This is a genomic window from Candidatus Pseudomonas phytovorans (genome assembly GCA_029202525.1).
In the GTDB taxonomy this organism is placed as follows: domain Bacteria; phylum Pseudomonadota; class Gammaproteobacteria; order Pseudomonadales; family Pseudomonadaceae; genus Aquipseudomonas; species Aquipseudomonas phytovorans.
Genome location: CP119325.1, coordinates 4,582,092 through 4,597,928, shown reverse-complemented (window position 1 = coordinate 4,597,928; position 15,837 = coordinate 4,582,092). Strand labels below are relative to the sequence as shown.

11 protein-coding genes are annotated in these 15,837 nt (G+C 61.5%); 5 read left to right on the top strand and 6 right to left on the bottom strand.

Annotated features, from left to right (window positions below; genetic code table 11):
• Positions 1-54: 54 nt before the first annotated feature.
• Together P0Y58_20170 and P0Y58_20165 are read left to right on the top strand one after the other, a co-directional pair.
• On the top strand, positions 55-1,017 hold the full coding sequence (locus P0Y58_20170) for an ABC transporter substrate-binding protein (GenBank protein ID WEK29210.1): 963 nt from the start codon (positions 55-57) through the stop codon (positions 1,015-1,017).
• Between the two features lie 14 nt (positions 1,018-1,031).
• Positions 1,032-1,994: an aliphatic sulfonate ABC transporter substrate-binding protein gene (locus tag P0Y58_20165; protein ID WEK29209.1), complete on the top strand. Its 963-nt coding sequence runs from the start codon at positions 1,032-1,034 to the stop codon at positions 1,992-1,994.
• A gap of 60 nt (positions 1,995-2,054) precedes the next feature.
• On the opposite strand, the gene P0Y58_20160 is transcribed toward P0Y58_20165, so the two are convergent.
• Positions 2,055-2,192, bottom strand: coding sequence for a hypothetical protein (locus tag P0Y58_20160; protein WEK29208.1), 138 nt, complete (start codon positions 2,190-2,192; stop codon positions 2,055-2,057).
• Between the two features lie 82 nt (positions 2,193-2,274).
• Between P0Y58_20160 and P0Y58_20155 the strand changes: the two genes are divergently transcribed.
• Positions 2,275-2,748, top strand: coding sequence for a sn-glycerol-3-phosphate transporter (locus tag P0Y58_20155; GenBank protein WEK29207.1), 474 nt, complete (start codon positions 2,275-2,277; stop codon positions 2,746-2,748).
• Positions 2,749-2,785: 37 nt separating this feature from the next.
• On the opposite strand, the gene dkgB is transcribed toward P0Y58_20155, so the two are convergent.
• Positions 2,786-3,589 carry a 2,5-didehydrogluconate reductase DkgB gene (dkgB, locus tag P0Y58_20150; GenBank protein ID WEK29206.1) on the bottom strand — a complete coding sequence of 268 codons (804 nt, stop codon included), beginning with the start codon at positions 3,587-3,589 and terminating at the stop codon, positions 2,786-2,788.
• Between the two features lie 205 nt (positions 3,590-3,794).
• Here dkgB and P0Y58_20145 point away from each other — a divergent pair, with 205 nt between their 5' ends.
• Positions 3,795-7,832, top strand: a complete 4,038-nt coding sequence (locus tag P0Y58_20145) for an NEL-type E3 ubiquitin ligase domain-containing protein (GenBank protein ID WEK29205.1) — start codon at positions 3,795-3,797, stop codon at positions 7,830-7,832.
• Between the two features lie 46 nt (positions 7,833-7,878).
• On the opposite strand, the gene P0Y58_20140 is transcribed toward P0Y58_20145, so the two are convergent.
• The gene (locus P0Y58_20140; GenBank protein WEK29204.1) at positions 7,879-8,373 is read right to left on the bottom strand and encodes a DUF934 domain-containing protein; all 495 of its coding nucleotides are present in this window, start codon (positions 8,371-8,373) and stop codon (positions 7,879-7,881) included.
• Complete coding sequence (locus P0Y58_20135) at positions 8,357-10,009, bottom strand: nitrite/sulfite reductase (protein WEK29203.1); 1,653 nt, start codon at positions 10,007-10,009, stop codon at positions 8,357-8,359. The genes P0Y58_20140 and P0Y58_20135 overlap by 17 nt, the downstream gene beginning before the upstream one ends.
• A gap of 213 nt (positions 10,010-10,222) precedes the next feature.
• Between P0Y58_20135 and P0Y58_20130 the strand changes: the two genes are divergently transcribed.
• Entirely contained in the window at positions 10,223-11,299 is a 1,077-nt protein-coding gene (locus P0Y58_20130; GenBank protein WEK29202.1) for an ABC transporter substrate-binding protein, read from the top strand.
• A gap of 266 nt (positions 11,300-11,565) precedes the next feature.
• Here P0Y58_20130 and P0Y58_20125 read toward each other — a convergent pair whose 3' ends face one another.
• Together P0Y58_20125 and metH are read right to left on the bottom strand one after the other, a co-directional pair.
• Complete coding sequence (locus P0Y58_20125) at positions 11,566-11,784, bottom strand: DUF2970 domain-containing protein (GenBank protein ID WEK29201.1); 219 nt, start codon at positions 11,782-11,784, stop codon at positions 11,566-11,568.
• A gap of 171 nt (positions 11,785-11,955) precedes the next feature.
• On the bottom strand, positions 11,956-15,663 hold the full coding sequence (gene metH, locus P0Y58_20120; protein ID WEK29200.1) for a methionine synthase: 3,708 nt from the start codon (positions 15,661-15,663) through the stop codon (positions 11,956-11,958).
• Between the last annotated feature and the right edge of the window lie 174 nt (positions 15,664-15,837).

The following is a 15,837-nucleotide window of genomic DNA, read 5'->3' as shown; positions in this document are numbered from 1 at the left end:
TATTTGAATGAAGTCACTACATTCGCAGTTCCATCAACCTGCAAGGAACTGCGGATGTCCATTCGATCTCGCCTGCTGCTGTTCGCCGCTGCCACACTATTGGCTACCCAGGCCTTCGCCAGCGAACGCCTGACCCTGCGCATCGGTGACCAGAAAGGCAACATGCGTGCCCAGCTTGAAGCGGCCGATGCTTTGCGCGACCTGCCTTACGACATCCACTGGGCCGAGTTCCCCGCCGCTGCGCCGCTGGCCGAGGCATTGAATGCCGGGGCGATTGATGCCGGCATCATTGGCGATGCGCCGCTGCTGTTCGTGCTGGCCTCAGGGGCTCCGGTCAAAGCCATAGCCGTGGACAAATCCGACCCGTTTGGCACCGCGCTGCTGGTGCGCCCTGATGCACCCCTGCAAAGTGCCGCCGAGCTAAGAGGCAAACGCATCGCAACCGGGCGGGGTTCAATCGGTCATCACCTGGCGCTGAAGGCGCTGGACCAAGTCGGCCTGAGTGAAAAAGATGTGGAGTTCCGTTTCCTTGGCCCGGTCGACGCCAAGATTGCCTTGGCCAATGGCTCGGTGGATGCCTGGTCGACCTGGGAGCCGTACACCGCCCTGGCCGAGCTGAGTGGCCAAGGCAGGGTACTGGTCAATGGTCGTGGGCTCTCTTCTGGCAACAGCTTTCTGGCCGCAACCGAAAATGCGCTGGATGACCCGGCCCGGCATGCTGCGCTGCAAGACTACCTGGGCCGTCTGGCGGGCGCCCAGGTGTGGGCCTACCAGCACCTGGACAGCTACTCGAAAACCTTGGCTGCGATCATTGGCTTCCCGCAAGACGCCGCGCGGCTGCAGTTCGAGCGCCGGCAGTTGCGCTGGCAGGCCATCGACACCAAGACCGTCGCCGAGCAACAGGAAACCGCCGACTTCTACCACGCCCATGGCCTGATGAATCAGCGCCTGGATGTGGCGCCTACCTTCGCCGGTGGCTTTAACGTGCCCACCCATGACTCACTGGCCCAACATTGATCTGGAGACACCCCATGCTGCACCGTAAACGCCTGCGCCACCTGGCCCTGGGCCTGCTGCTTGGCGGCCTGCTGCCGTCTCTTGCCAGCGCCGAACAGACCCTGCGCATCGGTTACCAGAAGTCCTCGACCTTGCTGACCTTGCTCAAGGCCCGTGGGACGCTGGAGCAGCGCCTTCAGGCCGAAGGTATCCGCGTCAGTTGGCATGAGTTCCCCAGCGGCCTGCCACTGTTGGAGGCGCTGAACCTGGGTAATGTCGACCTGTCGGCAGATGTGGCCGACACCGTGCCGGTGTTCACCCAGGCGGCCGGTGCCAAGCTCACCTATTTTGCGCGTGAGGCGCCATCACCCACGGCCCAGGCCATTCTGGTGCCAGCCGGCTCTGCGCTCAGGACCCTGGCCGACCTCAAGGGCAAGCGGGTGGCGGTGACCAAGGCGGCGGGCAGCCATTACCTGTTGATCCAGGCCTTGGCCAAGGCCGGCCTGAGCTTCAAAGACATCACCCCGGCGTACCTGATCCCTGCTGACGGCCGGGCGGCGTTCGAGAATGGCAAGGTCGACGCCTGGGTCACCTGGGACCCCTACGTAGCCAGTGCCCAGCGCCAGCAGAACGCGCGCATCCTCGCCGATGGCAACGAGCTGGCGAGTTATCAGCGTTATTACCTGGCCGGCAGCGATTACGCCAAGGCGCACCCTGAAGTGCTGCAGCAGGTGTATGAGGCGCTGCGCGAGATCGGTGCGTGGACCAAGGCCAATCCCGCAGCGGCTGCCCGGGTGCTGGGGCCACTCTGGGGTAACCTGGACAGCGCGACGGTGCAGCAGGCCAATGGCCGCCGCAGCTATGATGTGCAGCCGGTGCAACTGGACAACCTTGGCGAGCAGCAACGCATTGCCGATGCCTTCTACCGCGAAGGGCTGCTGCCCAAACCAGTGGATGCGCGTGCAGTGACTGTGTTCGAGCCCAAGTCCGGCCATTGATGCGGGTGATGCGGTTCCTTGTTCAGGGTTTTTCCAAGTCGCTGTCCAGGTTGTCGGACATCAGCGCAAAAACGGATGGGACGTCGCCCGCGCCATTTCGTGGGGCACGTAGGTGTGCCAGGGCTCCAGGCGAAAACCGGCAATTGCGGTGATGCGAAAGCCCAGCACCACGGCAACCAGTAAACGGCGTATTGGCATCATTGCTCCCGGGGCGGTATGGCATTGGCGTGATCTGCAAGGCTTGGCTAGGGTCTGTGGATTGACCCGTGAGGCATCGAGCATGAACAGGACGTTATTTGCAGCAATCGGGCTGCTGGTTGTGAGTCTGGCTGCAAACGCCGAGGATGGCGAGCGCGAAGGGGATTACTGGTATGTGCAGACCAGCGCCTACACCAAGCACTGGACGCACGATCCCGACCACAACAACCACCAGGAACTGGTGGGTATCGAGCGGGTTTACACCGACGGTCTATTGTGGGGAGCCGCCACGTTCAAGAACTCGTTCTACCAACGCTCGTACTATGCCTACCTGGGCAAGGTCTGGGAGAACGAGCGTTATCCTGTGTACGTGAAGTTGAGCGCGGGGCTGATCGAGGGCTACAAAGGCGAGTATGACGACAAGATACCGCTCAACCACCTGGGCGTTGCGCCGGTGATCATTCCGTCGTTTGGAGCGCACTGGGGCCCGCTTGGCGCGGAGTTCGTGGTGCTGGGGGCGGCGGCAGGAATGGTCAATGTGGGGCTGCGGTTCTGACTTTTCACCGCCTGCGCGCTCCTGCACCGCAACGGTGTCAATCCCAGATCGGCGCCAGGCCGTCAGGGCTGACTTCGCGGCCATTGCGCTCCAGCGTGGCGATGCGAGCCATATCGCCGGCGTCCAGTATCAGGTCACGGGCAAGCAGGTTGCTGGCCAGGTTTTCGCGCTTGGTCGACGACGGGATTACCGCGTAGCCCAGTTGCAGCGCCCAGGCCAGGGCAATCTGGGCCACAGTGGCCTTGTGCTTGGCAGCGATCTCGGCGAGTACCGGGTCTTTCAGCACCTTGCCGTAGGCCAGGGTCATGTATGAGGTGACGGTGATACCTTGCTCCTTCAGGTAAGCGGCCAGCTTGCTGTTCTGCAGGTACGGGCTGAGCTCGATCTGGTTGGTAGCTATTTCGCCCTTGCCGACCACTTCGATGGCCTGGCGGGTCAGTTCGATGTTGAAATTGGAGACCCCTATCTGACGGGTCAGGCCTTGTTTTCTGGCTTCAGCCAGGGCCTGCATGTACTCGGTCAGTTCAACGCCATTGCCTGGGGCGGGCCAGTGGATCAGCAGCAGGTCGACATGGTCGGTGCGCAGTTTGGCCAGGCTGTCTTTGAGGCTGGGGATCAGCTTTTCGGCAGCATAGTTGTCGACCCAGATCTTGGTGGTGATGAACAGCTCGCTGCGCGGCACGCCACTTTCGGCGATGGCCTGGCCAACTTCAGCTTCGTTCTTGTAGATCTGCGCGGTGTCGATGACCCGGTAGCCCAGCGCCAGGGCCGACTTGACCGAATCGATGACGGCCTGACCGGTGAGGCGGAAGGTGCCGAGGCCGAACGAAGGAACGCTCATGAGGTTACTCCTGAGAAATGGGGGGATGATCATGTGACGGCCAGTGTGCAGGTTCGCAAGGCATCGAATAAGCGGCGGCTGCGTCAAAGTCATTTGACCTGTAGGCAAGAATCAACTTTCACCCTGTGCCCTGACTACATAAGTACAGCCAGAACTGGTTGAAACCTTGGTCAGCTAGTGCCTTTATCTAGCGGACAGGCTGCCCATGACTACTTCCCAGATTCCTGCTGACTCCATCGATGCGTTGATTGCTCGTCAACTGCCGGATTGGTTCAAGCACGCCTCTATTGAGCACCTGACATTGCTGCGCGCAGCTTCATTGCGTCAGCAGCGGGCGCAGGACCAACTAAACGCCAGGTTGCAGGCCATCGTTCCCCTGGATGACTTCGCCGAGTCGTTGCTTAAAAGCGCGCTCGCGGCGCATTCAAATTCGCAGATAGACCCGCGCCTGGCCAAGGTCAAGTTGGTGACCCTGCGACCAAACCCGCCGATATCGGCTGCCTTGTCACCCTTTTCGGCCCGGATTGAAAGCACCCAGTCGCTGCTTTCAGCGGCACTGCACAACTTCCACGTAAATGAAACCGAACCAGGCTGGTTCGCCCCAGGGTCACAGTTGCTCAATGCAGGTGGAAAGCGACTGCCATTGAGCGCGGAGGTATTTGTCAGCCTCTGTCGCAGCCTCGACATCGGTCGGCATTATCAAAGCCACTTGAGGTCGCAGCTGGAAGCCGAAAACAAGCCTGGGTTTTTGGTCGACGCCATCATGGAGGAGGCGTTGAGCGCCAACCTGGAACTCGCGGCGACGGTCGCCAGAATCAAGGGTGAAATCGACGAGCAGACCTATCAGCGCATAAACCGCGTTGTGGGTACATCACCATCGATGCCCGCCGCCAGCACCGTGTTGAAGTGCCACACCCTGAGGTTGTTGGGAAAGAAGGTCGTTGGTGCATTGGTGATCGAAGTGCGTCAGAACGCCCGGCTGCTGGGCGTTATCGCGTGGCTGCCCGAGGACCGGTATGCCCCGGTGGGTTGGCATACCAGCTGGGAACTGCTGTACATGACACTTGGCATGCGCATGCGCGATGAGGCGTATCGCCGCTTCTTCCAGCGCTTCGTCGCAGAGCGTGATCGTGTCTCCTTTTACACGGCTCTGAACGCGCTGCTGAGCCACGGCAGTACTGTTTTACCGCTTGAGCTGGATGGTCGCTGCTTTGCGATCGAAGGCGAGGTGTTTGCCGCGCTGCGCAAAGACCAACTCGACAAGATGCTCGATGATGCACGGGTATTGGCTGTGTCTACAGAGGATGAGGATATCGCCGACCGCCACGCGAGGCTGCAGGGGTATCTTGACTTGGGGCTGAGCGTGGCAGGCCTGGCTGCACTGTTTGTGCCCGTGTTAGGCCAGGCCATGCTCGGGCTTACGGTGGTGCAACTGGCGGGCGAGGTGTACGAAGGCTATCAGGACTGGCAGTTGGGTGATCGCAACGCGGCACTGAGCCACGTGTTCAACGTGGCCGAAACGGTGGCGTTGGGGGCGGTAACGGCTGTTGGTGTGGCGGCACTCGGCAAGTTGGCTCAGCGAGTGGCACGGGTGGATGCCCTGGTGCCGATAAGCCTGGCGGATGGCCAGTTGCGCCTGTGTGATCCGGGCTTGTCGGGGTATCAGCTTGATGACATCGATCTGACGGTAGGGCAGGCCGTCCATGAGAATGGCCGTTCGCTGAGGCGCCTGCATGATGCTGTCTATGAGGTCAGTGAAGGCGACGATGGCGCTTGGCGCATTCATCACCCATCGAGGCCGGGGGCCTATGTACCGGCACTTGAGCACAATGGTGTCGGGGGATGGGTGCATGAGTTCGAGCAGCCGCAGCACTGGCAGGATGCCGCCTACATGGTTCGTCGGCTTGCCACCCGCACGGCGGCGGTTTCCGACGAGGCGGCAGCCGTCGCCTTGCAGGCCACAGGCTACGGTGCTGACCAGCTGCGCCGGCTGCTTCTGGAGAACGCACCACCGCCGGCGCGTTTGCTCGATGCCATCGAACGCTGGCAACTGCACAATGAGTTTCCGGCGCTGCGGGGTCAGGCATTCGAAGACGTATTCAATGAGCGACAGGTCAATCCGCAAGCTGCGGACCAGGTGCTGATGCGGGATTTCCCCAGCCTTTCCCACCGCTGCGCAAGGGAAATTGTCGAGCAGGCCAACAGTATCGAACTCGAGAGCCTGAACGACGCAGGTCGGCTGCCGCTCACCCTGGCGGAGCGTGCGCGTTGGGCAGTACGCGACAGCCGGATTGACCGCGCTTGTGCAGGGCTGCGCCAGTCAGCTGCGGCGAATGCTGATACCGAAAAGCTTGTGCAGGGTGGGCTGTCTGATGCCTTTACCGACCGAGCGGCGGCGGCCAGAATGATTGGGCTCGTCCAGGTGGGGCAGGGCATTCGCCCTCCTGTGCGGCTTTTCGATGGGCGCTTGGGCTACCCGCTCAGTGGGCACCTGTCGGGCACGCGTCAGGCACTGCGGCGCACGCTGAATCATGTGTTCCCGTTGATGACCAGTGAACAGCTGGAGTCATACCTGCAAGACCTGGCTCAACGGGGTGTGGAGCCATGGAACCACGTCAGCCAGCTGTTACAAGGCAAGGCCAGCCTCAAGCAGGCATTGCAAGCCTGGCGGGCTGAGCCGGGGCTGACCATTCTTCGCCGCTTGCGTCGCATTAAAGTTGCCAGGCGCATTATGACGAGCTGGCGGCGCATGTCTTCTGGGGAGGTGGCGGGTGATTACCACCTGACCATCGTGGGTGACCGGGTGGGGGAGCTGCCAGCCTTGCCCGATAATGTGGCCTTTGACCACATTACACACCTGACTTTGCGCAACATGCAGTTGACGGCAGTTGAAGCGGGCTTCTTCGGCCGTTTCAGCAAAGTGCGCAACCTGGATTTGCGGGACAACCGGCTGGCGCGCCTTCCGGCAGGTATCGAGCAACTGGCCGAATTGAGAAACTTGCGGCTCGGCGGCAACCAGATAGTACTTTCCAGCGCAGATAACCTGCGGCTCAGCCAACTCACAGGGCTGCGCTGGCTTGAAATGAACGGCAACCCAGTGGGGCTGCTGCCGCCATTGGCATCCTTCCCGCTGTTGCGCCGGCTTTCATTGCGTAACACAGGCATGGGCGCCTTGCCCAATGATCTGGCCAGGCACGGCAATCTGGAACTGCTGGATATGCGTGACAATCAGATTCAGACGTTGCCTGAAGCGCTGTCTGCGCTGCCGTTACGTTTGCTGCAGGGCCTGGAGTTGCATGAAAATCCGATCTCGGACGATACCCTTCAGCGCCTGCAATTGGCCAGAGCGGCCGCCGGGGCGCCGGAGCGTCTCTCCTTGGTGCACACATCACCGGGCTCAAGTGCTGCGACCCCCTGGTTAACAGGGTATACCTCAACCCAGCGTGAGTTGCGGTTGGGGTGCTGGAATCGTCTGCACCAGGAGGCTGGCGCAAGCGACTTGTTCCGCTTTATCTCGGACCTGCGCGACACCCACGAATACCACACCCAGCCCCGTGATCTTCGGGCTCGTGTATGGCAGGTTCTCGAGGCTTGTGAACAGCATGCCGAGGTGCGCGCACACTTGTTCGAACAGGCCAGCCGGCCGCGTAGTTGCGGCGACGAATTGCTGCTGACCCTCAGCGAGCTGGAGGTTGGCGCGCTGGTCGCCAAGGCCGGAACAGCCATCGACGGTTTGCAGAGTGAGCGGGCGCTAGTACTCCTGGGGCGTTCCTTGTCCCGCCTGGACAAGGTCAACGCAATTGCGGCACGGCATATTGCCGAATATCTTTCCAACGACCCCGTTGAGGTCTACCTCACTTATCGCGTAAGGCTGGCGGATAGCCTGGACCTCCCTGCGCAGCCCAGCCATCTGCTGTACGAGGAGTTCAGCGGGGTAGATCGTGAAGACCTGAACTCGGCACGCAGCGAGGTTCTGCAGGAGGAGACGCCACAAGCCTTGGCGCAGTCTTTGGCAGACCGAACGTTCTGGCAGACCTACCTGAACGAACATGAGGCAGCGCGCTTCAGCTTTGTGGACGAGCCTTTTCAGCAGCGCCTTGATGCGCTGTTCGAGCAATCGAAAACGCTGAGCGATGACAACTATCTCGCGCAAACCGAGCAAATTCGTGCAGAGCGTGAGATAGCGCAACGGCAGCTGTTGCTTGAATTGACGGGTGAGGTAATCCAGCGCCAGGGCCTGTGAACGAAACAGCCCGCCGAGAGGCGGGCTGTTCACGGGCGCGGGGCAATCAGCGGCGGCGGAACAGCGGCAGCGGCTCGTCGGTGGCGGCCTGGTAGGTCACCGAGAAATCCTTGAGGCTTTGCAGCGCGTCTTCCGGGTCCTTGTCGGCACGAATGGCGAACGCATCGAAGCCGCAGCGGGCCATGAAGAACAGCTGGTCGCGCAGTACGTCGCCGATGGCACGCAGCTCGCCTTTGAACTTGTAGCGGTCACGCAGCAGGCGCGCATTGGAGTAACTGCGCCCGTCGGTGAAGGCCGGGAAGTTCAGGGCGATAACCTGGAAGTACTGCACGTCTTCGCCGATTTCTTCTGCTTCTTCGTCGCTGTCCAGCCACACGCCCAGGCCGCCGTCGCGGGCCTTGAGCACGTGGGCATGGTCACGCCACAGCTGCAGCGGCACGATGTAGTCGTCGCAGTTGGTCAGCTCGTCGAACGAGGTTTCCTTGGGCAGCAGGTGCCAGGTTTCGTCGACGATCTGGTTGTTCTTAATGATTCGCTGCATAGACGCGTTCCTTGAAAGGGTCGATGCCGATACGCTGGTAGGTGTCGATGAAACGCTCTTCCTCGGTACGTTGTTCGACGTACACGGCGATCAGCTTCTCGATCACGTCGGCCATGGCATCCTGGGCGAACGACGGGCCGAGGATCTTGCCCAGGCTCGCGCCGCGCGCGGCATTGCCACCCAGCGATACCTGGTAGAACTCCTCACCCTTCTTGTCCACGCCGAGGATGCCGATGTGGCCCACGTGGTGGTGGCCGCAGGCGTTCATGCAGCCAGAGATGTTCAGGTCGATTTCGCCGATGTCGAACAGGTAGTCCAGGTCGTCGAAACGGCGCTGGATGGACTCGGCGATCGGGATCGACTTGGCGTTTGCCAGCGAGCAGTAGTCACCACCCGGGCAGCAGATGATGTCGGTCAGCAGGCCGATGTTCGGGGTGGCGAAGCCGCCTTCGCGCAGTTCCAGCCACAGTGCGTGCAGCTTACGCTGCTCGACGTCGGCGAGGATGATGTTCTGCTCGTGCGAGGTGCGCAGGAAGCCGAAGCTGTAGCGCTCGGCCAGGTCGGCCACGGCGTCCAGCTGCTTGTCGGTCAGGTCGCCAGGGGCAACACCGGTGGGCTTGAGCGACAGGGTCACGGCCACGTAGCCCGGGCGCTTGTGGGCGCGGGTGTTGCGCGAGCGCCAACGGGAAAAGCCTGGGTTTTCAGCGTCCTGGGCGGCGTAGTCGACGTTTTCGAGGGCCAGGTACTCCGGGTCGATGAAATGGCGCGATACGCGCTGCACTTCGTCTTCGGTCAGGGTGGTGCTGCCGCCGCGCAGGTGGACCATTTCGGCCTCGACCTTCTCGGCGAATACTTCAGGTGTCAGCGCTTTGACCAGAATCTTGATCCGTGCCTTGTACTTGTTGTCACGGCGACCGTAACGGTTGTACACGCGCAGGATGGCGTCCAGATAGCTGATCAGGTCCTGCCACGGCAGGAACTCATTGATGAACGAGCCGACCACCGGGGTACGGCCCAGGCCGCCGCCGACCAGCACACGGAAGCCCAGTTCGCCCGCTGCATTGCGCACCGGCTCCAGGCCGATATCGTGCACTTCGATGGCGGCGCGGTCTTCCTGCGAGCCGTTGATGGCGATCTTGAACTTGCGCGGCAGGTAGGCGAATTCCGGGTGGAAGGTGGTCCACTGGCGGACGATTTCGCACCACGGGCGCGGGTCGATGATTTCGTCTGCGGCCACACCGGCGAACTGGTCGGTGGTGGTGTTGCGCAGGCAGTTGCCGCTGGTCTGGATCGCGTGCATCTGCACGCCGGCCAGTTCGGCGAGGATATCCGGGATGTCTTCCAGCGCCGGCCAGTTGTACTGCACGTTCTGGCGGGTGGAAATGTGGGCATAGCCCTTGTCGTAGTCGCGAGCGATCTTGGCCAGGGTGCGGACCTGGTTGGCGTTCAGCTGGCCGTACGGGACAGCAACACGCAGCATCGGCGCGAAACGTTGAACATACAGGCCGTTCTGCAGGCGCAGAGGGCGGAATTCTTCTTCGCTCAGCTCACCGGCCAGGTAGCGGCGGGTCTGATCACGGAACTGCTTGACGCGGTCCTCGATGATCCGCTGATCGTACTCGTCGTATACGTACATAAAAGTCCTGTCTCAGGCATGCAGCTATTCGCGCGCACGGCCGCGCACTCCGGTACGGAGCCGAGGAAAGATATCAGGTTGCGTTTATGCGCTAAAGTGATGTTTTTGCATATGAAAAGAACCAAATGGACTATGTGAGACTGACTGCCATTTGTGCGCTGGCCTTGGCCTGGCGTTTATAATCCGGCGTTTGCTTCGCAGAGATGTGACCCCATGCTCAAGGCCCTGTGCCAAAGCTTGTGTCTTGCCCTGCCGCTGGCAGCAAATGCGCAGCCGGCTTCGGTAGTGTTCCTCAACCCAGGGCTGTCCACAGAGAGGTTCTGGACCAGTTACACCCGTTTCATGCAGGCTGCTGCGGACGAACTGGGCATGTCCCTGCGCGTGGAATACAGCGAGCGCCGCGCCGACCTGGCGCTGACTCAGGCCAGGGCGATTCTGAGTGGGGCTCAGCGGCCGGATTATCTGGTACTGGTCAATGAGCAATATGTGGCACCGGAAATCCTGCGCCTGTCACGTGGTACCGGAGTGAAGCTGCTGCTGGTCAACAATGGCCTGACCGCCAGCCAGGCCCGTAGCATCGAGGCCCAGCCCGACAAGTACGCCGAGCCACTGGGTACCTTGATGAGCAACGACGAGCAGGCGGGCTTCCAGATGCTGCACCTGATGGTTGCGCAACTGCCGCGGGACGCAGGGCCGGTTGACCTGGTGGCCTTTGCCGCGCTCAAGACCACACCGGCCTCGCAGTTGCGCGAGGAGGGCATGCGCCGCGCCCTGGCCGACTTCCCCCAGGTGCGCCTGCGCCAGGTGGTATACGGTGGCTGGAGCCGCCAGCGCGCCTACGAGCAGGCGCAACAATTGCTGGAGCGTTACCCGGCCACCCGCCTGGTGTGGTCAGCCAATGACGAGATGGCCTTCGGTGCCATGCAGGCGTTCGAGGAGGCCGGGCGCACACCGGGGCGTGACGTGCTGTTTGGCGCCGTCAACAGTTCGCCCCAGGCTTTGCGCGCGCGCATTGATGGGCGCTTGAGCGTACTGATGGGAGGGCATTTCACCCTCGGCGGCTGGGCCATGGTGATGTTGCACGATGATGCCCACGGGGTAGCGCTGAACCGCGACGGCCAGCGCGTGCACAAAGCCCCGGTGTTGCAGGCGATCGACCAGGCCAAGGCCAGGCGTTGGCTGAAGCTGCTGGAACGGGATGATTACGGCGTCGATTTTCAGCGTTACAGCGCCGAAGGGCGGCCGGCCGGTTACCAGTACCCGTTTCTGACGTCGCCGGTCGAATATTGAAAGACCCTACTTGAGTGAAGGGCATTGCTCGTCTTAACTGCTGGTGGTGAAGTGCATTCCCATAACCACTACAAGAGGCAATGCAATGGGAAACTCAACCAAGGTCCGCAAAGCTGACAGCAGTGTCGATGCCTGGGCGATCCTCTGCCTGATCGTCCTGGTGGTGGTCACTGCCGTGTATTGGGTCAGCCATCAGTAGCCTTAGTTTAAAGACCGTGATGCAGCCAGAGCGCCTGCAGGAGGGAATCCTGCAGGCGTTTGCATTTCTAGCGGGCGGTTAGGTGCAGGGCCAGTTGCACCAGGCCGATCAGCACGGCAATGAACACCAGGGTGAACAGCGTGCCCAGCGCAATGAAATGGCTGGCTTTGCCGTGGGTGAAGTCGCGGGCGCGGTTCTTGCCGCTTTGCACGCCGAAGGCGGCGGCGAGGATGCTTTGCAGCATCTGCCAGAAGGTTGGGGGTTTGCCTTGGCTGGAATCGTCCATGGTGGCTCCTGAAGAATCAGAGGCAATCAGGAACAGTGTAGGCAATGGCTGTGGGGCTGCCTGTGCCGGCCCTTTCGCGGGACGAGCCCGCTCCCACAGGACCGTCACAATTTACAAGCCTGTGGTAATCCTGTGGGAGCGGGCTTGCCCCGCGAAGAGGCAGACGCAGATTTAGTTGTCGTAACCCAGGTTTGGCGCCAACCAGCGCTCGCTCACACTCACATCCTGGCCTTTACGCGCGCTGTAACTTTCGATCTGGTCTTTGTCGACCTTGCCCACGGCAAAGTACTGCGCCTGCGGGTGGGCAAAGTACCAGCCGCTGACCGCTGCCGCCGGGAACATCGCAAAGTGTTCGGTAAGGAACACGCCGCTTGGCCCGGTTTCGCCGATGGCGGTGCCGTCGAGCAGGCGGAACAGGGTTTCCTTCTCGGTGTGGTCGGGGCAAGCCGGGTAGCCCGGGGCAGGGCGAATACCGCTGTACTGCTCTTTGATCAGCGCTTCGTTGTCCAGATGCTCGTCGCGGGCATAGCCCCAATGCTCTTTACGCACCTGCTCGTGCAGCCATTCGGCGCAGGCTTCGGCCAGGCGGTCGGCCAAGGCCTTGACCATGATCGAGCTGTAGTCGTCGCCTTTGTCCTGATAAGCCTTGGCCACTTCTTCGGCGCCGATGCCGGCAGTGGTGATGAACCCGCCCACATAATCGGTGACGCCGCTGGCTTTTGGCGCGACAAAGTCGGCCAGCGACCAGTTGGGCTTGCCGTCCGGCTTGATGGTCTGCTGGCGCAGGTGGTGCAGGGTGGCCAGCGCCTGGCCGTCCTCGCCGTACACCTCAATGTCATCATCGGCCACCTGATTGGCCGGCCAGAAGCCGAACACTGCGCGGGCGCTGATCAGCTTCTCGTTGATCAGCTTGTCGAGCATTTCGCGGGCGTCCTGGTACAGCGCCGTGGCGGCCTCACCGACCACTTCGTCGGTAAGGATGCGTGGGAACTTGCCGGCCAGGTCCCAAGAGATGAAGAACGGCGTCCAGTCGATGTATTCGGCCAAGGTGCGCAGGTCGATGTCTTCCAGCACCTTGACGCCGGTGAAGGACGGCACCGCTGGCTGATAGCCGGCCCAGTCGTACTGCGGCTTGGCGGCGATGGCCTTGGCATAGCTGAGGCGCTCGGTGCGGGCGCTGCGGTTGGCAGTGCGCTCGCGCACATCCACGTATTCCAGGCGGGTTTTCTCGACAAAGCCCGGCTTCAGTTCTTTGGACAACAACTGGGTGGCCACGCCGACCGCACGCGAGGCGTCGGTGACGTAGATGACGGCGTCGTTGCTGTACTTGGGTTCGATCTTGACTGCGGTGTGCGCCTTGGACGTGGTGGCGCCGCCGATCATCAGTGGCAACTCGAAGCCCTGGCGCTGCATTTCGCGGGCAACGTGGACCATCTCGTCCAGCGACGGGGTGATCAGGCCGGACAGGCCGATGATGTCGCACTTCTCGTCGCGGGCGGTTTGCAGGATTTTCTCGGCCGGCACCATCACGCCCAGGTCGACGATGTCGTAGCCGTTGCAACCCAGCACCACGCCGACGATGTTCTTGCCGATGTCGTGCACGTCACCTTTTACCGTGGCCATCAGGATCTTGCCCTTGGCTTCTGGCTTGTCGCCTTTCTCGGCCTCGATGAACGGAATCAGGTGAGCAACGGCCTGTTTCATCACGCGGGCCGACTTGACCACCTGCGGCAGGAACATCTTGCCCGCACCAAACAGGTCGCCAACGATGTTCATGCCACTCATCAGTGGCCCTTCAATGACTTCGATCGGCCGTGCGCACTGCTGGCGGCACTCTTCGGTGTCATCGACGATGTGCGCGGTGATGCCTTTGACCAGGGCGTGCTCCAGGCGTTTGTCGACCGGCAGCGAGCGCCAGGCTTCGTTTTCGACTTCCTTGATGGCGCCGCCACCGCGGTAGTCCTCGGCGATGGCCAGCAGTGCATCAGTGCCTTCTGGCGTGCGGTTGAGCACTACGTCCTCGACCTTGTCGCGCAGTTTGGCCGGGATCTCGTCGTAGATTTCCAGCTGGCCAGCGTTGACGATACCCATGGTCAGGCCATTCTGGATCGCGTGGTACAGGAACACCGAGTGGATCGCCTCGCGCACCGGGTTGTTGCCGCGGAACGAGAACGACACGTTGGACACCCCGCCCGAGCTCAGCGCATGGGGCAGGTGGTCACGGATATAGGCACAGGCTTCGATGAAGTCGACGGCATAGTTGTTGTGTTCTTCGATGCCCGTGGCGACGGCGAAAATGTTCGGGTCGAAGATGATGTCTTCCGGCGGGAAGCCCACTTCGTTGACCAGAATGTCGTAGCTGCGCTTGCAGATTTCCTGCTTGCGTGCGGCAGTGTCGGCCTGGCCGACCTCGTCGAAGGCCATCACCACCACGGCGGCACCGTAGCGCTTGCACAGGCGGGCGTGGTGCTTGAACTGCTCGACGCCTTCCTTCATGGAAATCGAGTTGACGATGCCCTTGCCCTGAATGCACTTCAGGCCGGCCTCGATCACTTCCCACTTGGAGGAGTCGATCATGATCGGCACGCGGGAAATGTCTGGCTCGCCAGCGATCATGTTGAGGAAACGGACCATGGCCGCCTGGGAATCGAGCATCCCTTCGTCCATGTTGATATCGATCACCTGGGCGCCGGCTTCGACCTGCTGCAGGGCGACTTCCAGGGCTTCGGTGTAGTTCTCTTCACGGATCAGCCGGGCGAACTTGGCGGAACCGGTGATGTTGGTACGCTCGCCCACGTTGACGAACAGCGACTGGCGATCGATGGTGAATGGTTCCAGGCCCGACAGGCGGCAGGCCTTGGCAATCTCCGGGATCTCGCGCGGTTTGTATTTGGCCACGGCTTCGGCAATGGCCTGGATGTGGCCCGGGGTGGTACCGCAGCAACCGCCGATGATATTGAGGAAACCGCTGGCAGCGAATTCCTCGACCACCGCCGCCATTTCGGCCGGGGTTTCGTCGTACTCACCGAAGGCGTTCGGCAGGCCGGCATTGGGGTGTGCGGAAACGTGGGTATCGGCTTTGGTCGACAACTCTTCCAGGTACGGGCGCAGGTCCTTGGCGCCGAGGGCGCAGTTCAGGCCTACGGAAATCGGCTTGGCGTGGCGCACCGAGTTCCAGAACGCTTCGGTGGTCTGCCCCGACAGGGTACGGCCGGAGGCGTCGGTGATGGTGCCAGAGATCATGATCGGCAGTTCGACGTTGTCGTCCTCGAACACCTGCTGCACGGCAAAGATTGCCGCCTTGGCGTTGAGGGTGTCGAAGATGGTTTCGATCAGGATCAGGTCGGCGCCGCCCTCGATCAGGCCACGGGTGGCCTCGATGTAGTTTTCGACCAGTTCATCGAAGGTGACGTTGCGGTAGCTGGGGTCGTTGACATCCGGGGAAATCGAGCAGGTGCGGCTGGTAGGGCCGAGCACGCCAGCGACAAAGCGTGGCTTGTCGGGGGTTTCCAGGGTCTTGGCGTCGGCCACCTGGCGGGCAATGCGCGCGCCTTCCACGTTAAGCTCGTAGACCAGCGACTCCATGCCGTAGTCGGCCTGGGAAATCTGCGTGGCATTGAAGGTGTTGGTTTCGAGAATATCCGCCCCGGCATCGAGGTAGGCCTTCTCGATGGCAGCGATCACGTCCGGGCGGCTGAGCAGCAACAGGTCGTTGTTACCTTTTACATCGCTTGGCCAATCGGCGAAGCGCGTGCCACGATAGTCGTGTTCCTCGAGACGGTAACTTTGGATCATAGTACCCATGCCGCCGTCGAGGATCAGGATGCGCTCTTTGAGGGCGTTCTGGAGTGCTTGGAGACGAGCGCTGCGGTCGGACATAGGAACTACCTGGTCGGGCAAATATCAGAAGGTGCGGAATCATATCAAAGTTGCGCAGTTTTTAGGCGCATCGCCCATTTGCATGAAAACTGCTCATGTTACTGGCACGGTTACCAGCACCCAGGGACGACCAGGCAACAATCGTGATGGCTTTCAAGAACCAGGACTTTTCGC

Excerpts from the sequence above, each read along its gene's own strand:
- dkgB (WEK29206.1), bottom strand. The coding sequence starts at position 3,589 with ATGAGCGTTCCTTCGTTCGGCCTCGGCACCTTCCGCCTCACCGGTCAG.
- P0Y58_20130 (WEK29202.1), top strand. The coding sequence starts at position 10,223 with ATGCTCAAGGCCCTGTGCCAAAGCTTGTGTCTTGCCCTGCCGCTGGCA.
- P0Y58_20165 (WEK29209.1), top strand. The coding sequence starts at position 1,032 with ATGCTGCACCGTAAACGCCTGCGCCACCTGGCCCTGGGCCTGCTGCTT.
- P0Y58_20125 (WEK29201.1), bottom strand. The coding sequence starts at position 11,784 with ATGGACGATTCCAGCCAAGGCAAACCCCCAACCTTCTGGCAGATGCTG.
- P0Y58_20160 (WEK29208.1), bottom strand. The coding sequence starts at position 2,192 with ATGCCAATACGCCGTTTACTGGTTGCCGTGGTGCTGGGCTTTCGCATC.
- metH (WEK29200.1), bottom strand. The coding sequence starts at position 15,663 with ATGTCCGACCGCAGCGCTCGTCTCCAAGCACTCCAGAACGCCCTCAAA.
- P0Y58_20135 (WEK29203.1), bottom strand. The coding sequence starts at position 10,009 with ATGTACGTATACGACGAGTACGATCAGCGGATCATCGAGGACCGCGTC.
- P0Y58_20155 (WEK29207.1), top strand. The coding sequence starts at position 2,275 with ATGAACAGGACGTTATTTGCAGCAATCGGGCTGCTGGTTGTGAGTCTG.
- P0Y58_20140 (WEK29204.1), bottom strand. The coding sequence starts at position 8,373 with ATGCAGCGAATCATTAAGAACAACCAGATCGTCGACGAAACCTGGCAC.
- P0Y58_20145 (WEK29205.1), top strand. The coding sequence starts at position 3,795 with ATGACTACTTCCCAGATTCCTGCTGACTCCATCGATGCGTTGATTGCT.
- P0Y58_20170 (WEK29210.1), top strand. The coding sequence starts at position 55 with ATGTCCATTCGATCTCGCCTGCTGCTGTTCGCCGCTGCCACACTATTG.